Below are 16,755 nucleotides of genomic sequence, written 5' to 3'. Positions count from 1 at the left end.
GGTGACCAGGGCGGTGGTGGCCGGGTCGTCGTGCAGGATCTGTTCCAGGCAGGCCTGGCCCGCGGCGGCGTCGTCCCCGCAGCAGTACGTGCGGACCGTCAGCCCGCGTTCGGCCGCGGCCTTGGTGAAGCCGTCCAGGCCGCGGTGGGCGGACTCGTAGCCGGTCCTCAGGAGTTGTTCGGGCCGGTTGACGAAGGCGATTCGGCGATGGCCGAGGTCGGCGAGGTGATGGACGCAGGCCGCCGCCAGCGCGGTGTGGTCCAGGGCGACGTACCAGCCGTCCTCCGGGTGGGCGGTGCGGCCGATGGCCACGGAGGGGAAGCCGAGCGCGGCCAGGTGTTCGGCCCGGTCGTCCTCCAGCCGGATCTCCATCAGGATCGCCCCGTCGACCCTCCGCTCCCCCAGCAGCCGCTGGAAGGAACGGTCGCTGTCGACACCGCTGGGTGACAGCAGCACGTCGTAGTCGTGGGCCGCGGCGGCCTCCACCACGCTGCCGATGAAGTCCAGCTGCATGCCCGTGTAGTGGTTCCCGGCGGGCGGGAAGACCAGACCGATGGTGCTGGTCCGGCCGTTGGCCAGGGCGCGGGCACTGGCGCTGGGCCGGTAGCCCAGTTCGTCGACGATGCGCTGGATCTTCCGGCGCGTGTCCTCCGACACAGGGCGCTTGCCGCTCAGCGCGTAGGACACGGTGCTGCGCGAGACACCGGCCCGCCGGGCGATCTCACCGATGTTCACGGAAACTCCTTGCCCGAACCGTTCGAAGCCGTGTGAAACGGAACGTCCGGTCGCGTAGGTAGGTGGAGTGGGCACTGCGGTGAAAAGTCAAACGATCATCGGTTGTCGAACCGGTTCGGTGAAGCGAAGATAGGAACGACCCTGAGGGCTGTCAACGCCTGCGACGAGACTCCTCCAAACAGACCTGTAACTCGCATTTTCTGCGGGCTCCGCTTGCCTCAGGGTATTGCTGAGAGCTTTTCTCGCTGCTAGCTTCCTGCGAACCGGTTCGCAGGAAGCGATCCATTTGGTGACCGGGCACCCGTTCCGCACAGTCCTCGACGTGCGGGGCGCCGTCACTGCAGGAACCCTTCCGCGCCCCGTACTGGTCGCCGAGAAATCAGCGTCGTGGCGGCAACCTTCTCGTCCTCTGCGGCAACTGGGAGTCGGAAGACCGACTCGAACCAACCGGATGGACGGGCATGAGGGCAACGAAGCACGCCGCGCCGCAACCGTGGCGCAGGCGCGGACTGTTCACGGGCATTCCCTCGGGGCCGCTGGTCGTCGGTGTGCCGGCGCGCCTGGCCTTGACCGTCCTCCCAGGGAGCGCAACCGGTGCCGGGCGGGCGGCCGCCCCGTCCGATGCCGGGTCTGAGGCGGGCGGCGACGCTGCGCGTGCGACGGTGCAGCCGACGGCCTCGGCCAGTCCGACGATCCTGGCCTCCGCCACGCCGTGCCCTTCGGATTCGGCCACTCCGGTTGCCTCGGCCACCAGCACCGCGCCCGCGAACTCCAAGGCGACGGCCCCGGCCGTACGGATCACATCGGCCGTCAGCCACCAGGGGGTCGCCACCCGCTGCGGCGAGTCGCTCAGGATCACCGACATCCACGGAGAGCACCTGACCGTCGACGGCACCGCCGTGCAGCCGGACGTCGCGCAAGCGGCCCGCGTCCAGTTCACCCGCCATTGACCAGCCCGCCGGTCGGCCTTCACCGGGCCACAACCGAGCACGAGCGCCGGGCCGGTCCCGGGCTGGGCGCTGTTAGGCTGCGGCCCCCGATGTTGTTTAACGCGCAACCAACGCGCACATCATGGCTAGGAGAGGGCGACCGGGGGATGCTCCTCGACGACGCGTCCGCGGAGTTCCACGAATTCTTCGAACGCCACTATGCCGAACTCGCCCGTCTGGCCCACCTCCTGACCGGCGAGACCGACGCGGCGGACGACCTCGCGGCGGATGCCCTGGTCGCCCTGTGGCAGCGCTGGGACCGGTTGCGGCAGGCCGACCACCCGCTCGCCTACGCCCGCGGTGTGGTGGCGAACCTGGCGCGCGGACGGGTCCGCAGCGCGGTGCGCGAGCGACGCCGGATCGCGCTGTTCTGGTCACGCGGCCCCGAGAGGGTGGAGGGGCCGGACATGGCGGCCGTGCTGGACGTCCGCGCGGCGCTCGCCCGGCTGCCGTTCCGCAAGCGCGCCTGTGTGGTGCTACGGCACGCCTTCGACCTGTCGGAGAAGGACACAGCGGTGGCGCTGGGCATCTCGGTCGGAACGGTGAAGAGCCAGACCTCGAAGGGAATGGCCGAGCTGGTAAAGATACTGGGCGCAGGAGCGGCCGGGGACCTGGTGGCAGGGAGGAGGAACCGGTGAACGAGGAGATCGCCCGTCGGCTGCGCGAGGCCGCCGAGGCCCACCGGCCCGACCGTGCGCGGATGCTGGCCCGGGTGCAACGCGGCATGGCCGGCCCGGCCGTCCGTCACCGCGCGCGGCCGTTCGCGAGGTCCGGGACCAGGGTCGCGCTCGCCGGGCTCGCCGCCGGCGGCATCCTGACGACCGGCGGCCTCGCCGTCGCCGGCATCGTCACCACCCCGTCGCCGTCGCCGTCGCCGTCGGCCACCGTGACCACGCCTGCCACCCCGTCCCCGACCGTCAGCTCCCCGCAACCGACGTCGGCCCGCCCCACCCCTGTCGCGCCGGGTCCGGACACCACCCCGGGCAGCTCGCGCACGACTCCGCCGGCCACCAGTCCATCGCCGACCGCCGGCGAGAGCCAGGACGGACCGTTGTGGTCAGCCGGCTCGGTGAACCCGCGCAGCACGGTCTACTGGACGCAGAACAACCTCGCCCTCAAGACGACCCAGCCGCTCACCACGCTCACGATCGAGATCCGCATCGTGCAGACCGGCGGGGTGAAGAACACCGGAACCTGGCAGACCCTGCCGAGTGATGACTTCACCGTCACCGTCCAGGAAACCGGCGGCGCGCTGGTCTACCGCTGGGTCCTCAAGCCGGGCCTCACCGTGCCGGCCGCGAGCCATGAGTTCGCCGCCCAGTTCAACAACGGCACCGGCGTGCGCAGTGCCGCGGGCGACAGGTACCGCGTCGACGCGCAGGGTTTGGGCGGCTCCGCGTCGGTCCGGGGAGGGTTCGCCCCGACCCGGTGAACACCGCTGTGCGGCAAGGGGAAGAGTCCCCTTGCCGCACGGCGCGATGGTCGGAACTGGGTGGGGAAGCTGGCAGCGGCTGAAGATACTCCCCTCGATCGCGGCCACCTTTGTGTGCGTGTCGGCAACTGCCGGGTAACCGGGCCCGGGCCAAGGCCCGTTGTGCCGGACGGACATGCCGTTGTCAGATCAGTGACCGCCCTCATCGCCACCGTCAGGCAACGAATGCGGCCCCCATCGAAGGGATGGGGGCCGCATTCGCGCCTAGCGCCTAGCACCTAGCACCTACTTGAGCGGTGTACCGCCCGAGTTGTGATAGGCGATCGTCTTGCGGATCAGGTTTCCGCCGTCGGACTCGACCGTCGTCTGCTCCGACCACCCCGCACCGAACATCAGACCGGCGACATGGGCGTTCGCCACCTGGTCCATGTGCGCGAAGAACCAGTCCACCTTGTCGTCCTTGAAATGGCCGGGAGTGTTGTTCCCCGCCATGTTGCCCACGGGGATCTGCCACAGGACGATCGGCTTGCCAACGGACTCGGCCATCGTCTTGTAGAAGTTCAGCGCGGCGGCGGCCTTCTGGTCGGTCCAGAAGTGGTCACTGCCACCGTGGGCCGGCTGTGCGTACCAGCCCGCGTCGCGGTCCGACACATCGGTGACCAGGAAGTCGGCGTTCTTCGCCCCGAGGTCCGCGTAGTCCTTGCCGCACTTCTGGAGGTTGCTCTCCCAGTCGAAGCAGGACAGGTGCAGTCCGGGCACACCGACGTAACGCCTACGAAAAGCCGTCCGCCGCGTGTGATGCCGGCGCCCTGGTTCCGACCACTCGGTGCGGAAGGAGCTCCGGGCTCGATCGCCCTCACGTGGATCCCGAACTGGGCGACTTCCCTTGCCCAGCGCCTCCAGGATGATCTCCAGGGCGAACTCGCTGCCGCAGTAGGCGGACATGCCGGGCCCGGCCATGAGCCCGCCCATGGAGGTGACGGCCATCGGGACGGCCGTGGTCGCCTCGCGGGCCGGTGCCAGCACCTCGGCCATACGTTGCGCGCCAAGATCGCGCTTGGCCAGCGCCAGGAGCAGACGGTACCGCTCCCCCACCGGCCACATCGAGAACACGAGGTGAGCAAGCACCCGCTCGGCCGGCTCCGCCTCCGAACGTTCGGCACCGGCCGCCACCGCCGTCCCAAGCGTCTCGGAGGCTTCCTCCGCGAGAGCGTCCAGCAGTGCCGCGCGCCCGGGGAAGTGACCGAACAGGGTGCGCCGTACGACACCCGAAGCCCGCGCCGGCTCCTCCAGTTGGACGTCCGGATTCCGCGCCAGCTCCCGACGGGCCGTGGCCAGGATGCGCGCCCGGTTCGCCCGCGAGTTGCGACGCAACGGCTCACGGCTGAACGATCAGTCGACGAGGACCACGTCGTAGTCGACTGATCATTCAGCCTCGGCCTTTGTCATCCCGCCCGCACGCCGGCCGCCCTCCCTCTCTGAGCGCACGCAGGGCTTCACCCCAACCGTCGACTGCCACGCCAACCTGGTCGTTCGTTCTCCTCGCTCGCGCCACCACAAAGACGCTGGAGCGCACGCCCGGCTTCGCCGCACAGGGACGAGACCGCAGCCATTGATCGAAAAGTTCAACTCTGCGGCCTGCTGGGTGCCACCGCAGGCAATCCGTCGACCGTCGCCGACAACAGAGGCAGGAGCTGGGCGAGTTCTCCCCGGTCACCGATGGCATCGAGAAGCCGGGTCTGGTCGGAGTGGACGCGGTGGGCGGCGCGCTGGTGGAGGATGCGGCCGCGGGCGGTGAGGTGGAGCAGGACGCGTCGGCGGTCGTCGGGGTCGGGCCGACGGTAAACCAGGTTGCCGGCCACCATACGGTCGACGAGCTTGGTCAGAGTGGGCGCCGGCATGAGGGCATGCTCGGCGATTTCGGACATCGGGTGGCCCTGCCCGTCGGCGACGGCCGACAGGACGCGCCACTCCTCCACCGAGCAGCCCTCCTCGGCCAACACCGCGCTCAAGCGCCGGCCGAGGCGCCGCTCGGCGTGACTGAGGAGGTGGCCAAGGTCCGGGGAGGAGGGTTCGGACGGCATTGCCGGTGTCCTTCCGATAGGTCTAGTGTTCGGACAGATTACGAGCCTCCGCAAGGGCGCCGGGGCCCGGACCGGGATCCACGCCCAGTGCCCTCACGGAGGTGGTCTGTGCATCCGGTGCCGCCCGGCGGGATCGGCGATTCGAGCACGACGCTGGTCGTGGCCCTGGTCGTGCCGCTGCAGGGGCCCGCGGGGGTCTTCGGCCCGTCGTGCGAGCTGGCCGCACAACTGGCCGCGGAGGAACTGAACGCCGCGGGCGGCGTGCTGGACCGCGAGGTCCGCCTGGTCACGGTGGAAGGCGGAGCATCGCCGGAGCAGGTGGCGGCCGAGGTCGAGGCCCTGGTGTCGCTGCAGGCCGTCGACGGGGTGGTGGGCTGGCACACATCGGCCGTGCGCCAGGCACTGCTGCCGCGGATCGCGGGCCGCGTGCCCTACGTCTACACAGCCCAGTACGAGGGCGGCGAGCGTACGCCCGGCGTCTTCCTGACGGGCGAGACCGATGCCGCGCAACTGCTGCCGGCGATGCGGCTGCTGGCCGAGGCGACCGGCGCGCGACGCTGGTGCACGGTGGGCAACGACTATGTGTGGCCGCGCGTCAGCGCCCGCGCCGCACGGCGATACGCCCGGGCGTGCGGCGGCCTGGTGCGCGACGAGGTCTTCGTGCCGCTGGGGACGCACGAGTTCGGGCGGGTCCTGCGCCGGATCGAGCGGTGCGAGGCGGACGCGGTGCTGATGCTGCTGGTCGGCGACGACGCGGCACGCTTCAACCGGGCGTTCGCCGCGTACGGCCTTCACCAGCGGTGTCTGCGGCTGAGCACTCATATGGACGAGAACATCCTGTTGGCCACCGGTGCCGAGGCCACCGACGGGCTGTGGGCGACGGCCGGTTTCTTCGAGACGCTCGCGACCGCTGAGAGCCTGGACTTCAGCGCCCGGTACGCGGCGCGGTTCGGTGTGGAGGCACCCGTCGTGGGCAGTCTGGGCGAGTCGTGTTTCGAAGGGGTGCGCCTGCTGGCGGCGTTGGCCGAGCGGGCGCGGACGCTGGACGTGCGGACGATGTGCGCGGTGGGCGAAACGGTCTCCTATGAGGGCCCGCGCGGCGTACTGCGGCTGCGCGGCAACCATCTCACCCAACGGCTGTACCTGGCACGGGCGGATGCTTTCGACTTCCACATCGTCACCCAACTCTGACCCCACTCCCTGCCGTTGACATTACCCTGCCACAGAAATACTTTCTACGGGAAGCATCTGGCGGAGGCGAGACATCCGTACTCAATCAGGCCGTTCGCTCGCCGCATTCGCCCATGGACGGGCGCTCCAGCCCACGCGGCTCCGCTCCTGTTCGCGCGCTATCTACGCGCATTGAATAAAGGCCCGTTAAAGACCTTCCCCTTAAAGGAAGCGAAACCTTCGAGAAACAGTGCGGCGTGACTCTTCCGTGCAATCGCCCGGGGTCACTCGGGTCGTCCCCAGTGCTGGAAGAGGGAATGTCGTGACGGAGATCGTCGACAAGGAAGCACCGCCGACGAGTTCGGGCGGACGGACGTACAACAACTGGGCGCAGAACGACACGTTGGAGGACTACTCGCTGCGCTACGCGCCGAAGTCCTTCCGACGCTGGAGCCCCTACGTGGTCGCCACGACCGCGCTGGGCGGCATCGCGTATCTCGCGGACTTCGCCATCGGCGGCTCGATCGCCATCTCCAACGGCTTCTCCAGCGCCATGGTGGCCATCCTGGCGGCGGCGGTGGTCATCTTCCTGACCGGCATCCCGATCTCGTACTACTCGGCGAAGTACTCCATCGACATGGACCTGTTGACCCGCGGCGCGGGCTTCGGATACCTCGGGTCCACGCTCACCTCGGTCATCTACGCCAGCTTCACCTTCATCTTCTTCGCCCTCGAGGGCTCGATCATGGCGCAGGCCCTGGAGCTGGGCCTGCACATCCCGCTCGCCGTCGGCTACTTGATCTGCTCCCTCATCATCCTGCCGCTGGTGATCTACGGCATGACGGCGCTGTCCAAGATGCAGGTGTGGACGCAGCCGGTCTGGCTGGTGCTGATGGTCGCGCCGTTCGTGTCCATCGCCATTCAGGAGCCGGGCAAGTTCTCGCAGTTCACCCACTTCGCCGGTAACTCCCCGACCGGCTCCAGCATCAGCATGCTCGGCATCGGCGCGGGTGCGGGCGTGGCGCTGTCGCTGATCGCGCAGATCGGTGAGCAGGTCGACTACCTGCGCTTCATGCCCGACAAGACGCCGGAGAACAGCAGGAAGTGGTGGGGTGCCGTGCTCAGCGCGGGCCCGGGCTGGGTGGTGCTCGGCGCGGCCAAGCAGATCGGCGGGGCCTTCCTCGCCTTCTTCATCGCCGGCAGCGTCGGACTGAGCAAGGCCAACGAGCCCATCCAGCAGTACGTCCACGGCTTCAAGACCTTCGCGGCGCCCGTCGCCCTGGGCCTGGCCACGTTCTTCGTGATCCTCTCCCAGATAAAGATCAACTCGACGAACGCGTACTCGGGTTCCCTGTCCTGGTCGAACTTCTTCTCCCGGTTGACCCACCGCCACCCCGGCCGCGTGGTCTACATCTTCCTCAACGTCGGGATCGCGCTGGCCCTGATGGAGGGCGGTGTCTTCGGCTTCCTCAACACGGTCCTCGGCTTCTACTCCAATGTGGCCATCGCCTGGATCGGCGCCGTGGTCGCCGACCTCGTCATCAACAAGCCGCTGAAGCTCAGCCCCTCGTACATCGAGTTCAAGCGGGCCCACCTCTACAACTTCAACCCGGTGGGCTTCGGCTCGATGCTCATCGCCTCGGCGGTCTCCATCGCCGCCTACTTCAACGCCTTCGGGGACTACGGCAAGGCGTACTCCCCCTTCATCGCCCTGTTCCTGGCCATGGTGCTCTCGCCGCTCTTCGCGGTGCTGACCAAGGGCAAGTACTACATCGCCCGCGTCGACGACCTGGCGGAACCGCTGCTCGGCACCGACGGCCTGCCGTCGGCGGTCACGCTCACCTGCACCGTGTGCACCACCGACTTCGAGCGGCCCGACGTGGCCAACTGCGCTTTCCACTCCGGGGCGATCTGCTCCCTGTGCTGCAGCCTGGAGAAGGACTGCCACGACTCCTGCAAGAGCGGCGCCGGCACGGTGCCGGTCACACTCGCCATGCCCACCGTCCGATCCGCGGACTGACCATCGCCTTCGCGTCCTGCGCGGTACGGCTCCGGCCCGTGTCCTTTCGGCACAGGCCGGAGCCGGACCGGCGAGCAGCCCCCACCCTGCAACCAGGCAAGGGATACGGCTCGTCGGCCGCACTGGACGCCTCCTGGCCGCGTCACCGTTCCCGGTGCCCCGGGTCCAAGCCCAACAGGCCCACGGCACCTCGGGGGAGGGTTCCGAAGCCGATCGGGAAGCACCCGCGGCAGGGACCAAACATGGCGAACCGAGAGGTGAACCACTTCGCCGTCGGCTTCATGCCCGGCATCGTCGTCACCCCCATCGTGCGGGAGTTCGCCGCGATGGCACCGCAACTCGACATCGAGGTCGTGCACACCTCGATCAGTGACCAGGCCGACTTCCTGATCGACGGCCGGGTCGACGTCTGCTTCGTCCGACTGCCCCTGCCGCAGGGCATGTTCGAGGTGGTCCCGCTCTTCCCGGAGCCCCGGGTGGTGGCGCTGCCGAGCGGGCATCCGTGCGCGGAGCGCAAAGCGGTGCACGTCGAGGACCTGCGGGACATGGTCCTGCTGCAGGACCCGCAAGATGTCCCGGAGTGGCGCGGGCGCCTGCCACGCGCCCCCCTTGCGCCACAGGCGGACACCGGCCGTTTTCCCGTCACGATCGAGGAGTGTCTGGAAGGTGTCGCGTCCGGTACCGGCTGTTACGTCATGCCGGCCGGCATGGCCGGCTTCTACCGCCGCGACGACGTCACCTACCTGACCCTGGAAGGCGTCGCACCACGCATGGTCGCCCTGGCCTACAGCAAGCACCGGACCATGCCCGAGCTGAACCAGTTCGCCGAACTCTCCCGCCGCATGCTCGGCCCCGGCCCGGACTGACAGGTGCCTCCCGTCTGACGGCGGAGTGACGCCCTGGCCGAAGCTCCCGGGGGGGGGACCCCCGCGAACGGGCGTCTGGGTGGATAGCGGACGGGCATGGCGGTGTTCGGGTCTGTTCAGGTGAACCTGTGGTGCGACGACGTGGCGGGCTGCGCAGCGTTCTTCCGTAGCCGTGGGATGCCGGACAAGTTCCGCTTCCCGTCCGAGGGCGAGCCCCACCAGGTCGAGGTGGAGGCGGCAGGCGTCCGGATCGGCGCCGACCAGGCTCCGCCTGCAGCCCGTGATATCGAGTCTGTCGGCGATCAAGTGGCGTGCCCTCTCCCTCGACCGTTCCGCTGGCGATCGGCCAGCCGGCCGTCAGCGCCTGGTCGTCGTGGACGTGGTCGGCCCGGTAACCGGGCCGGCGGTCACCGACCCGGCACACGGCTGTCGTGTGGTGACCGGTCGTGTCTGCAGGAAACTTCCCGGGGATCACGGTGCGCACCTAAGCAAGCACTCTTGAGTGGTACAAGCAACTGCTCGGAGCGGAACCGGCCTTCTACCCCAGCGACGTCGAGGCGGTGTGGCAGCCGGCCGAGGACCTGTACGTGTAGCTCGTCAAAAACGTGGACCGGGCGGGCGGCGCTGTGAGCCTGATCTGGCTGGACGACCCCGCTACCGAGGTCGCACGGATCGCTGAGCGGGGCCTGCGGCCGGTGAGCGTGAAGCAGTACGGCAACGTGCGCAAGTGGGTGTTTCACGACGCCGACGGGAATGTCGAGCACTCGCGCGGCTCCGAACGAGTGGACTCACCGGTACGTGGTCTGGCGGGGCCCTTTACGACACGTTGCCAATGGTGAGGTTGCTGCCGTCCGAGCCCGCCCGCGACTGAAAGAAGCCCCGCAGATGCGACGTACCCCCCACCTCCGGATGCTCGCCGCAACGCTGTTCGTGGCGTGCGCCGCTCTGGTCCCGACGACCGTGGCTCCCGCCGCAACCGCCCAGACCACAGGGGTCGACCGGCGCTACGGGGACGACTACCCGCCGGACGGCCTCGGCCCCGAGCTGACCGCCCGCCTGGACAGGACGATCGAGGACGTCCGCCGGCAGGCAGGCATCCCCGGTGCCGTAGTCGGCGTCTGGCTGCCCGGCAAGGGAAGCTACGTCCGCGCGACCGGCGTCGCCGACACAGCCACCCGCCGCCCGATGACCTCCGATGTCTTCCTACGGATCGGCAGCGAGACCAAGACGTTCACGGTCACCGCGCTGCTCAAACTCGTAGACGACGGTCGGATCCGCCTGGACGACCCGATCTCCCGCTACGTCGACGGCGTACCGAACGGACACCGAATCACCCTGCGCCACCTGGCCGGGATGCGCAGCGGTCTGTTCCCGTACAGCGCCGACCCGGACTTCGCCCGCGCCCTGCTGAGCGACCCGCAGCGCTGCTTCACCCCGCAGGAGGTACTCGCGTACGGCTACCGCCACGACAACACCTTCGCGCCGGGCACGCAGTTCCAGTACTCCAACTCCAACCTGGTCCTCCTGGGCCTGGTGATCGAGAAGGTCAGCGGCCAGAGCCTCGCCGACTTCATCGAGAGCCGGGTGCTGCGGCCGGCCCGCCTGCACCACACGCTGCTCCCCCAGGGCCCGGAATTCCCCGAGCCACACCCACACGGCTACACGAACCAGACCCTGACCGGCGAGGTGGCCGACGCCACCAACTGGAACCCCAGCTGGGCCTGGGCGGCCGGCGCGATGATCTCCAATCTGCACGACTTGCGCCGCTGGGCGCCGATCGTCGCAACCGGGTCGCTCCTCAGCCCCGAGACCCAGGCGCAGAGGCTGAAGACGCTGCCGACGGGGCTTCCGGGCCTGAGTTACGGCCTCGGCATCTTCGAGACGGGAGGGTGGATCGGCCACAACGGTTCGATCCCGGGGTACCAGACGGTGACGGTGTATCTGCCCTCGAAGAAGGCGACCCTGGTCATCATGATCAACACGGACATCAGCAGCGGCGGCCAGGAGCCGTCGACGCTGCTGGCCCGGGCGGTGACGGGGATTGTCACGCCGGGGAACGTCTATGACGGGGCGATTGCTCCGCGGTAGGGGTGGGGCCGGGTCAGGTGAATCGGGGCCGGTGGGACCGGGGTGCAGTCGTTCCCACCCCGACCGTTTTCACGGTGGTGTGACGCTTGCCGACCGTCCCACCTCGTACGCGGCGAAGCTCCGGTTGGAGGGGGTGACCTACCAAGTCGCCCTGCCGAACCGGAGCTCGGTGTGTGGTCAGTCTGCCAGCGTCTGTCTGATCAAGTCGCCCTCGCGTCAGCACCGCGCCCTTGCGAGACTGCCGCAGCGGCTGGCCACACTGCCTGACCCGCTGCATCGGCGGGGGAAGCAACCAGCTTGGACTGTTGCGGTAGTTGAGGTCGCTGCCCTGGACGCAGGCCACCGCGCGGCGCTACGACCGCGAAACGGGGGGCATGGCCGCAAGGAGACGCGGACGACCAGGGCGCTGACCGTCACCGATGTCGGGCTGGGTTTCCCCCACGCGGTGCAGGCCTCGAAGACCGTTCGTCACCGCACCGACGTGCGCTCGGGAAAGGTGACACGGCAGACCGTCTACGCACTCAGGGACCTCAACGCCCGCCAGGCATCCACCGGCCACGGCCCCAACAACAAGGCCACCCTCCGCAGCTTCGCGATCGATCAGCTACGAGTGGCGGGTCACACGCGTATCGCTGCCGGGCTCCGCGAGATGTCCTACCAGCCCTACCACCGCCCGCTGGACCTCTCCGACCTGGCCTGACCAACGCCAACGACGATCCAAGATCGTCAGACTGTGCAACAGCCCTGGCCACAGAGGGCCTCCTTCATCGCCCATAACCCCCGGCAACGCGTGCCGTCCCGGCGAGCAATGCCGGCCAGGACAAGAAGTCACGCCCGGGATGCGCCGGCAGGCCGGGCGCGCCGCACTGAGCGGGCGCAGGCGACTGCCGGCACATGCTCTCCCGTCGCCCCGGCCAGCGGCTGCTCAGGAGACTTCGAGGCTGAAGATGACGGGGCAGTGGTCGGATGCCTTGGGCTTGTCCTGCCCCACCCCTGGGAAGCGAGGGCCCTTGTACCGGGTGGCACGCAGCGGGGTCCCCTTACGGAAGATCTCCGGGAGCGCCTGCGGCACGGCCCGGGCGAGCGATACCGACGGCAGGAGGTAGTCCAGTTGCCGGTATTCGTCGGCGTCGTCCCAGTAGTGCGTCCACTGGTCTTCCTCGGGCAGACGGGCCACGACGTTCTCGAGCTGGCCCCAGGTGACGAGTTGATCGATGCCCGAACTCCCGTCGCCGTCCGGTTCCAGATAGTCGTTCAAGTCGCCCAGAACCACGAACGGATGGTCGCCCGGAGCCTCGTGCCCGAAGCGGTCGGTGACTACGTCCATCACCTTCTTGGCCTGGCGTTCCCGCTTCCCGCGGGTCTGCGCACGCCCGCCGAGCATCGACTTGAAGTGGTTGACGAACAGGGTGACCGATCTTGTCTGCCCCGGGTTCACCTCGACCTCTATGTCGACCTCGAGGCAGTCACGGGAGAACAGTGCTGCCGTCGGGCTCGCCGGGTCCATGAGGTGCTGGTACGAGCGAATACGCGTGATCGGCAGCTTCGACAGCACGGCGACGTCAATCAGCCGAGGATCGTTGCCGTCAACCCCAGCGACGTAAGGGTATTCCGAACGCCCCCCGAGGGCCTGAGCCCTGAAATGCTTGAGCGTGTCGACGTTCTCCACCTCTTGCAGGCACAGCACGTCGGCCCGCAGCTCCCGAACCGCTGCCCCGGTGATTGCCTTGTCGTCCACGCCCAGTTCCTCGAAATGGGTCTGGTCGACAATCCACCCCCGTGTATTGGCAGTTGCGGGATCGACATCGGCTTTGAACCGCCAGCGGGCAAACAGGTTCTCGACGTTGAACGTGGCCAGTCGCAGCGTTGTCATGGGTGCTCCCGAGAAGACGGGACTGGAGTAAGGCCGCTGCGAAGCAGCGGGCACAGGTGCCGACGCGGCAGGAGCGAGAGATGCTCTGGCACAGTCGGCATTCGCTGGTAACAGCACGCCCGCACCGATACGTCCAGTTTCCCGCCGGGCACGACCGCTGGCAAACGCAGGGCTGTTGCACAGTCTGACGATCTTGGATCGTCGTTGGCGTTGGTCAGGCCAGGCCGAAGAGGTCCAGCGGGCGGTGGAAGGGCTGGTAGGACATCTCGCGGAGCCCGGCAGCGATACGCGTGTGACCCGCCACTCGTAGCTGATCGATCGCGAAGCTGCGGAGGGTGGCCTTGTTGTCGGGGCCGTGGCCGGTGCGGATCTTGGAGGCGACCTCGGTGAACGTGGTGTCACGGACGAAGTACAGCCGGTTCTCGATCACCCTACTTTTCAACCTCAGCAGGGCCGCTGGTTGAGCCAGGCGGAGGCTCTGTGGGGAAGGGGAGAATGGCATCGTGCCGACCATGGTTGTTGAGATCCACGTGCCGTTGCTGCCGACGCCCGGCCTGCCGGACGGCCAAGGTGACGTGGAAGTCTTCGACGAGGGAGAGGAGGACGGGGACGTGTACGTCTTCTTCATCACCGGAGCCGGTGAGGGGGATCTTCTGGCGGTGGGGTCCCGCGTGGCCACCCTTCCTGGCGTCCCCGCGGGAACCGTCGCGGTCGTCAGTAACGACGAGGCCGAGGAGTTCGGTCTGGGACGACAGGTGGCGCTTCCACTGCCTTGCGCGGCAGCTGGGGCACTGCCCGCGTGAAGAAGTGAAGCTCCTGGTAGACGAGTTGTCGACCAAGATCAACCTGTCCGCCCGGAGCTTCGCACGCTCGTCTGCCCATCGGGACTACGCCCCAAGCAGGCTGGGTCTCCTCACACAAGGACATCGATCCCGCACCCAGACTGAAACAACGCCCCAACCCGCTTGACCAAAGAGAAAGGGGCACCCCCCCACCCGCCTGTCAGTGACGGTGCCGGGCTGCCATCCACTGCCAGATGTGAGTTCCGCTGATGCTGGGGTCGTTGCGGGCGACGTAGATCCATGACCAGTGGCCGTTGAACTGGTGGCCGTCGCGGACGACGTGGTCGTAGAGCGTCATCAGTGAACCGGGAATCAGGTCGTGCGCGTGCACGGTGTTGGCCTGCGGGTCCACGGTGGGGTCGTCGCGGGAGGTGACGAGCCAGGTAGGGGTGCTGATCCGGGCTAGGTCGCTGTCAGGGATCAGGGGTGCACCGCCGGGCGGGAGCGACGCGACGACGCCGCAGATCGGAACCGATGCGGCGAACAGCGTGGAATAGACGGTGGTCATCTTCAGACTCATGTAGCCGCCGTTGCTGCAGCCCGCGACGTAGATCCGGTTGCGGTCGATGTGGTGGCGGCGCGTGACGTCGCTGATGATCTCGTGGATGAGGGGGGCGAAGCGGGGGCCGTCCTCCATCCAGTACGAGGTGCTCTGCGGGGCGAGGACGTAGGCGCCGTCGAAGATGCGCTGCGCCTGGGGGGTGGCGAAGCCCAGGGCGCCGCGGTTGGCGCGCAGCGTCGTCTCGTTGTCGTAGTAGTCGTTGGGCAGTGAGGCGCCCTCGCCTCCGCCGTGCAGCCACACGATCAGCGGACGCTTCTTGTGCCGTAAAGCGTGGGAGGCGGTGCGCGAGTGCAGGCGGTACTTCATTCCCGAGCCGGAGATGTGCGAGCTGAAGGCGTCCACCTCGGGGTCCGACAGTCGCGGGTCCTGCACGAAGTTGTCGATGGTGATCGTCCGGTCGTTGCGTAAGGGGATCGGGGCGTGCTGGGTGAGGGTGTAGACGAGGTCGAGCATCACGTTGCGGCCCGCGCCCGCGAGGTAGCCGAGCGTGCCGCCCCCGGATTGTCCCTCGCCATGGCTCAGTTCGAGCACGATGTCTCCGCGGTGGTCGAGCCGGACCGCGGTCACCGTACGGTCGAGGTCGTACTCGCCGAAGATGATGTCGTCCGGGGCGACGGGAAACGGGCTGACGGCCTTGGCGTGCACGCTGAAGGTGTCGGTGGTCAGGCCGGCCGGGTCGATCGGGCCGAGCCGGGAGGTCCTGAGAGTGATCGACGTGACCTGTTCTCCGCCGTCGAGCACCCGGGCGTTCAGGGTGAATCTCACGCTGGTGGTCGCACGGTCGTCCGCGTACGCGGCAACGCCGGGCAGGGACAGGCCGGCAGCGCTCGCTCCGGCGGTCAGTATGGTGCGACGGCTGATACGCGGTGCCATGCGGACTCCTTGTCGGGGGTTCGGAGGCTTCACCACGACCAGTTCGCGCCGAACTCGGCGGCGCGCTACCGAGAAGCGCAAACGGTCGGCCCCGTCTGCCGAGGCTCACACGACCAGACCTCTCTTGATGGCAATAGTCAAGAGTCAGACGCGGCTGACGCAGCCACAACTGTCACAGGATCAGACGGTCAGGACACGGCGTACGGCCGACGCATCGGTGTCGGGCCTTCAGCTGAGCGACCGGCAGCACACTGTGCCGGCGGTCAGGGAGTGGGCGCCCAGACCGGCGACCCGGCGAAGACCCCATCCAGCACTCGCCGGACTGTAGTCGACCAGCAGGCCACGGATCTGAACTCGACACAACAGTTGTGAACACGGCCAGACCCAAGTACGCGGCGATTTCGTTCAACCGTGCACCAGTTCGTCGACACTGCGCTTGCCCCATACCTGACCTTGCAATATCTTAGAAATGCCGATCTTTCATGCTTCGCAGAGCTGTTCGCCCCCGCAGAGGCGCAGCGATAAGGATCCCGGTCTCATGCGTTGAGCGCCCATCAGGGATGGCTTGCAGCGGCAGAGAGGGGCGTCGGAAATGAAAATGAGCCTGGCCCAGCTGCGCGCACTCGCCACACAGGCAGGGTTCACCGGCAGCGACATCAAGATCGCCGCGGCCGTCGCCATGGCAGAGTCAAAGGGCGACCCGGTCATCATCGGGGACCAGCATCTGATCGACCACAAGTGGGGGCCGTCCATAGGCCTGTTCCAGATACGCTCACTCAAGCACCCGGGGCAGTTCTCCCCACCGGACACACTCAGGGTTGAGGCAAAACTCAAAGATCCGCTCTACAACGCCAAGACGGCAAAGGCCATCAAAGACGCACACGACTGGAACCAATGGTCCACGTTCACAAACGGGGCCTACAAGCAGCACATGGATGGCAACCCCGCCAAGTTCGAGCCGTTCCCCGGTACGTCGTTCTTCCACACCGGACGGAAATCGCCGATCATCGCCGCAATGCACCACCGACTCGTCGCCAAAGGCTGCGACCGGTACCAGTCCCACGCCAACACCGGCGTATGGGGCCCGGGCGATGTGAAGTCCTACGCCGCCTGGCAAAAGAAACTCGGCTTCGACGGCGCCGCCGCCAACGGCATACCCGGCAGAACCAGTTGGGACAAACTGCAAGTCCCCAACGTATGAACAAACCCCGGTGTTCTTCC

Annotated in this window: 15 protein-coding genes and 2 pseudogenes; 10 read left to right on the top strand and 7 right to left on the bottom strand. The window is 68.0% G+C overall.

Going from position 1 to position 16,755, the window contains the following annotated elements; genetic code table 11:
• A partial coding sequence (locus H293_RS0143840; protein ID WP_020124116.1) for a LacI family DNA-binding transcriptional regulator occupies positions 1-735 on the bottom strand: 735 nt, incomplete at its 3' end.
• Positions 736-1,196: 461 nt separating this feature from the next.
• Here H293_RS0143840 and H293_RS58780 point away from each other — a divergent pair.
• From H293_RS58780 to H293_RS0143825, 3 genes are all read left to right on the top strand, one after another.
• Positions 1,197-1,685 (top strand): hypothetical protein, encoded by a 489-nt coding sequence (locus H293_RS58780; RefSeq protein ID WP_158694540.1) that lies wholly within the window; start codon positions 1,197-1,199, stop codon positions 1,683-1,685.
• A 146-nt stretch (positions 1,686-1,831) separates the two neighbouring features.
• Positions 1,832-2,362: a SigE family RNA polymerase sigma factor gene (locus tag H293_RS0143830; protein WP_020124114.1), complete on the top strand. Its 531-nt coding sequence runs from the start codon at positions 1,832-1,834 to the stop codon at positions 2,360-2,362.
• Positions 2,359-3,156 (top strand): superantigen-like protein SSL4, encoded by a 798-nt coding sequence (locus H293_RS0143825; RefSeq protein ID WP_020124113.1) that lies wholly within the window; start codon positions 2,359-2,361, stop codon positions 3,154-3,156. Before H293_RS0143830 ends, H293_RS0143825 begins: the two co-directional genes overlap by 4 nt.
• Positions 3,157-3,972: 816 nt before the next feature.
• Here H293_RS0143825 and H293_RS61530 read toward each other — a convergent pair.
• The 3 genes and pseudogenes from H293_RS61530 to H293_RS0143810 form a co-directional block, all read right to left on the bottom strand.
• Positions 3,973-4,143, bottom strand: a pseudogene (locus tag H293_RS61530) (SDR family NAD(P)-dependent oxidoreductase); the annotation flags it as partial.
• Between the two features lie 3 nt (positions 4,144-4,146).
• Positions 4,147-4,530: pseudogene (locus H293_RS56145) on the bottom strand (TetR family transcriptional regulator); the annotation flags it as partial.
• Positions 4,531-4,781: 251 nt separating this feature from the next.
• Complete coding sequence (locus tag H293_RS0143810) at positions 4,782-5,240, bottom strand: MarR family winged helix-turn-helix transcriptional regulator (protein WP_020124111.1); 459 nt, start codon at positions 5,238-5,240, stop codon at positions 4,782-4,784.
• 108 nt (positions 5,241-5,348) lie between these two features.
• On the opposite strand from H293_RS0143810, the gene H293_RS0143805 reads away from it, so the two are divergent.
• The 5 genes from H293_RS0143805 (at position 5,349) to H293_RS0143785 (ending at position 12,084) form a co-directional block, all read left to right on the top strand.
• A complete protein-coding gene (locus tag H293_RS0143805; protein WP_020124110.1) occupies positions 5,349-6,431 on the top strand; it encodes a substrate-binding domain-containing protein in 1,083 nt (360 codons plus the stop codon).
• Between the two features lie 301 nt (positions 6,432-6,732).
• Positions 6,733-8,430 (top strand): purine-cytosine permease family protein, encoded by a 1,698-nt coding sequence (locus H293_RS0143800; RefSeq protein WP_020124109.1) that lies wholly within the window; start codon positions 6,733-6,735, stop codon positions 8,428-8,430.
• Between the two features lie 242 nt (positions 8,431-8,672).
• Positions 8,673-9,296, top strand: a complete 624-nt coding sequence (locus H293_RS0143795) for a LysR family substrate-binding domain-containing protein (RefSeq protein WP_020124108.1) — start codon at positions 8,673-8,675, stop codon at positions 9,294-9,296.
• An 885-nt stretch (positions 9,297-10,181) separates the two neighbouring features.
• On the top strand, positions 10,182-11,384 hold the full coding sequence (locus H293_RS0143790; RefSeq protein ID WP_028808729.1) for a serine hydrolase domain-containing protein: 1,203 nt from the start codon (positions 10,182-10,184) through the stop codon (positions 11,382-11,384).
• 496 nt (positions 11,385-11,880) lie between these two features.
• Positions 11,881-12,084: a hypothetical protein gene (locus H293_RS0143785; protein WP_033416478.1), complete on the top strand. Its 204-nt coding sequence runs from the start codon at positions 11,881-11,883 to the stop codon at positions 12,082-12,084.
• 225 nt (positions 12,085-12,309) lie between these two features.
• Here the strand turns inward: H293_RS0143785 and H293_RS0143780 are convergent, their stop codons facing one another.
• Positions 12,310-13,257, bottom strand: a complete 948-nt coding sequence (locus tag H293_RS0143780; RefSeq protein WP_020124105.1) for an endonuclease/exonuclease/phosphatase family protein — start codon at positions 13,255-13,257, stop codon at positions 12,310-12,312.
• A 214-nt stretch (positions 13,258-13,471) separates the two neighbouring features.
• Positions 13,472-13,687: a hypothetical protein gene (locus tag H293_RS0143775; RefSeq protein ID WP_020124104.1), complete on the bottom strand. Its 216-nt coding sequence runs from the start codon at positions 13,685-13,687 to the stop codon at positions 13,472-13,474.
• A gap of 82 nt (positions 13,688-13,769) precedes the next feature.
• Between H293_RS0143775 and H293_RS0143770 the strand changes: the two genes are divergently transcribed.
• Positions 13,770-14,060: a hypothetical protein gene (locus H293_RS0143770; protein ID WP_259294682.1), complete on the top strand. Its 291-nt coding sequence runs from the start codon at positions 13,770-13,772 to the stop codon at positions 14,058-14,060.
• 199 nt (positions 14,061-14,259) lie between these two features.
• Here H293_RS0143770 and H293_RS0143765 read toward each other — a convergent pair whose 3' ends face one another.
• The gene (locus H293_RS0143765; protein WP_020124102.1) at positions 14,260-15,534 is read right to left on the bottom strand and encodes a prolyl oligopeptidase family serine peptidase; all 1,275 of its coding nucleotides are present in this window, start codon (positions 15,532-15,534) and stop codon (positions 14,260-14,262) included.
• Between the two features lie 592 nt (positions 15,535-16,126).
• On the opposite strand from H293_RS0143765, the gene H293_RS0143760 reads away from it, so the two are divergent.
• On the top strand, positions 16,127-16,735 hold the full coding sequence (locus H293_RS0143760; protein ID WP_259294681.1) for a peptidoglycan-binding protein: 609 nt from the start codon (positions 16,127-16,129) through the stop codon (positions 16,733-16,735).
• Positions 16,736-16,755: the final 20 nt, after the last annotated feature.

Source organism: Streptomyces canus 299MFChir4.1, from assembly GCF_000383615.1.
GTDB lineage: Bacteria > Actinomycetota > Actinomycetes > Streptomycetales > Streptomycetaceae > Streptomyces > Streptomyces canus_C.
The sequence above is the reverse complement of the archived record's forward strand: the minus strand, read 5'-3'. Positions and strand labels throughout refer to the sequence as shown.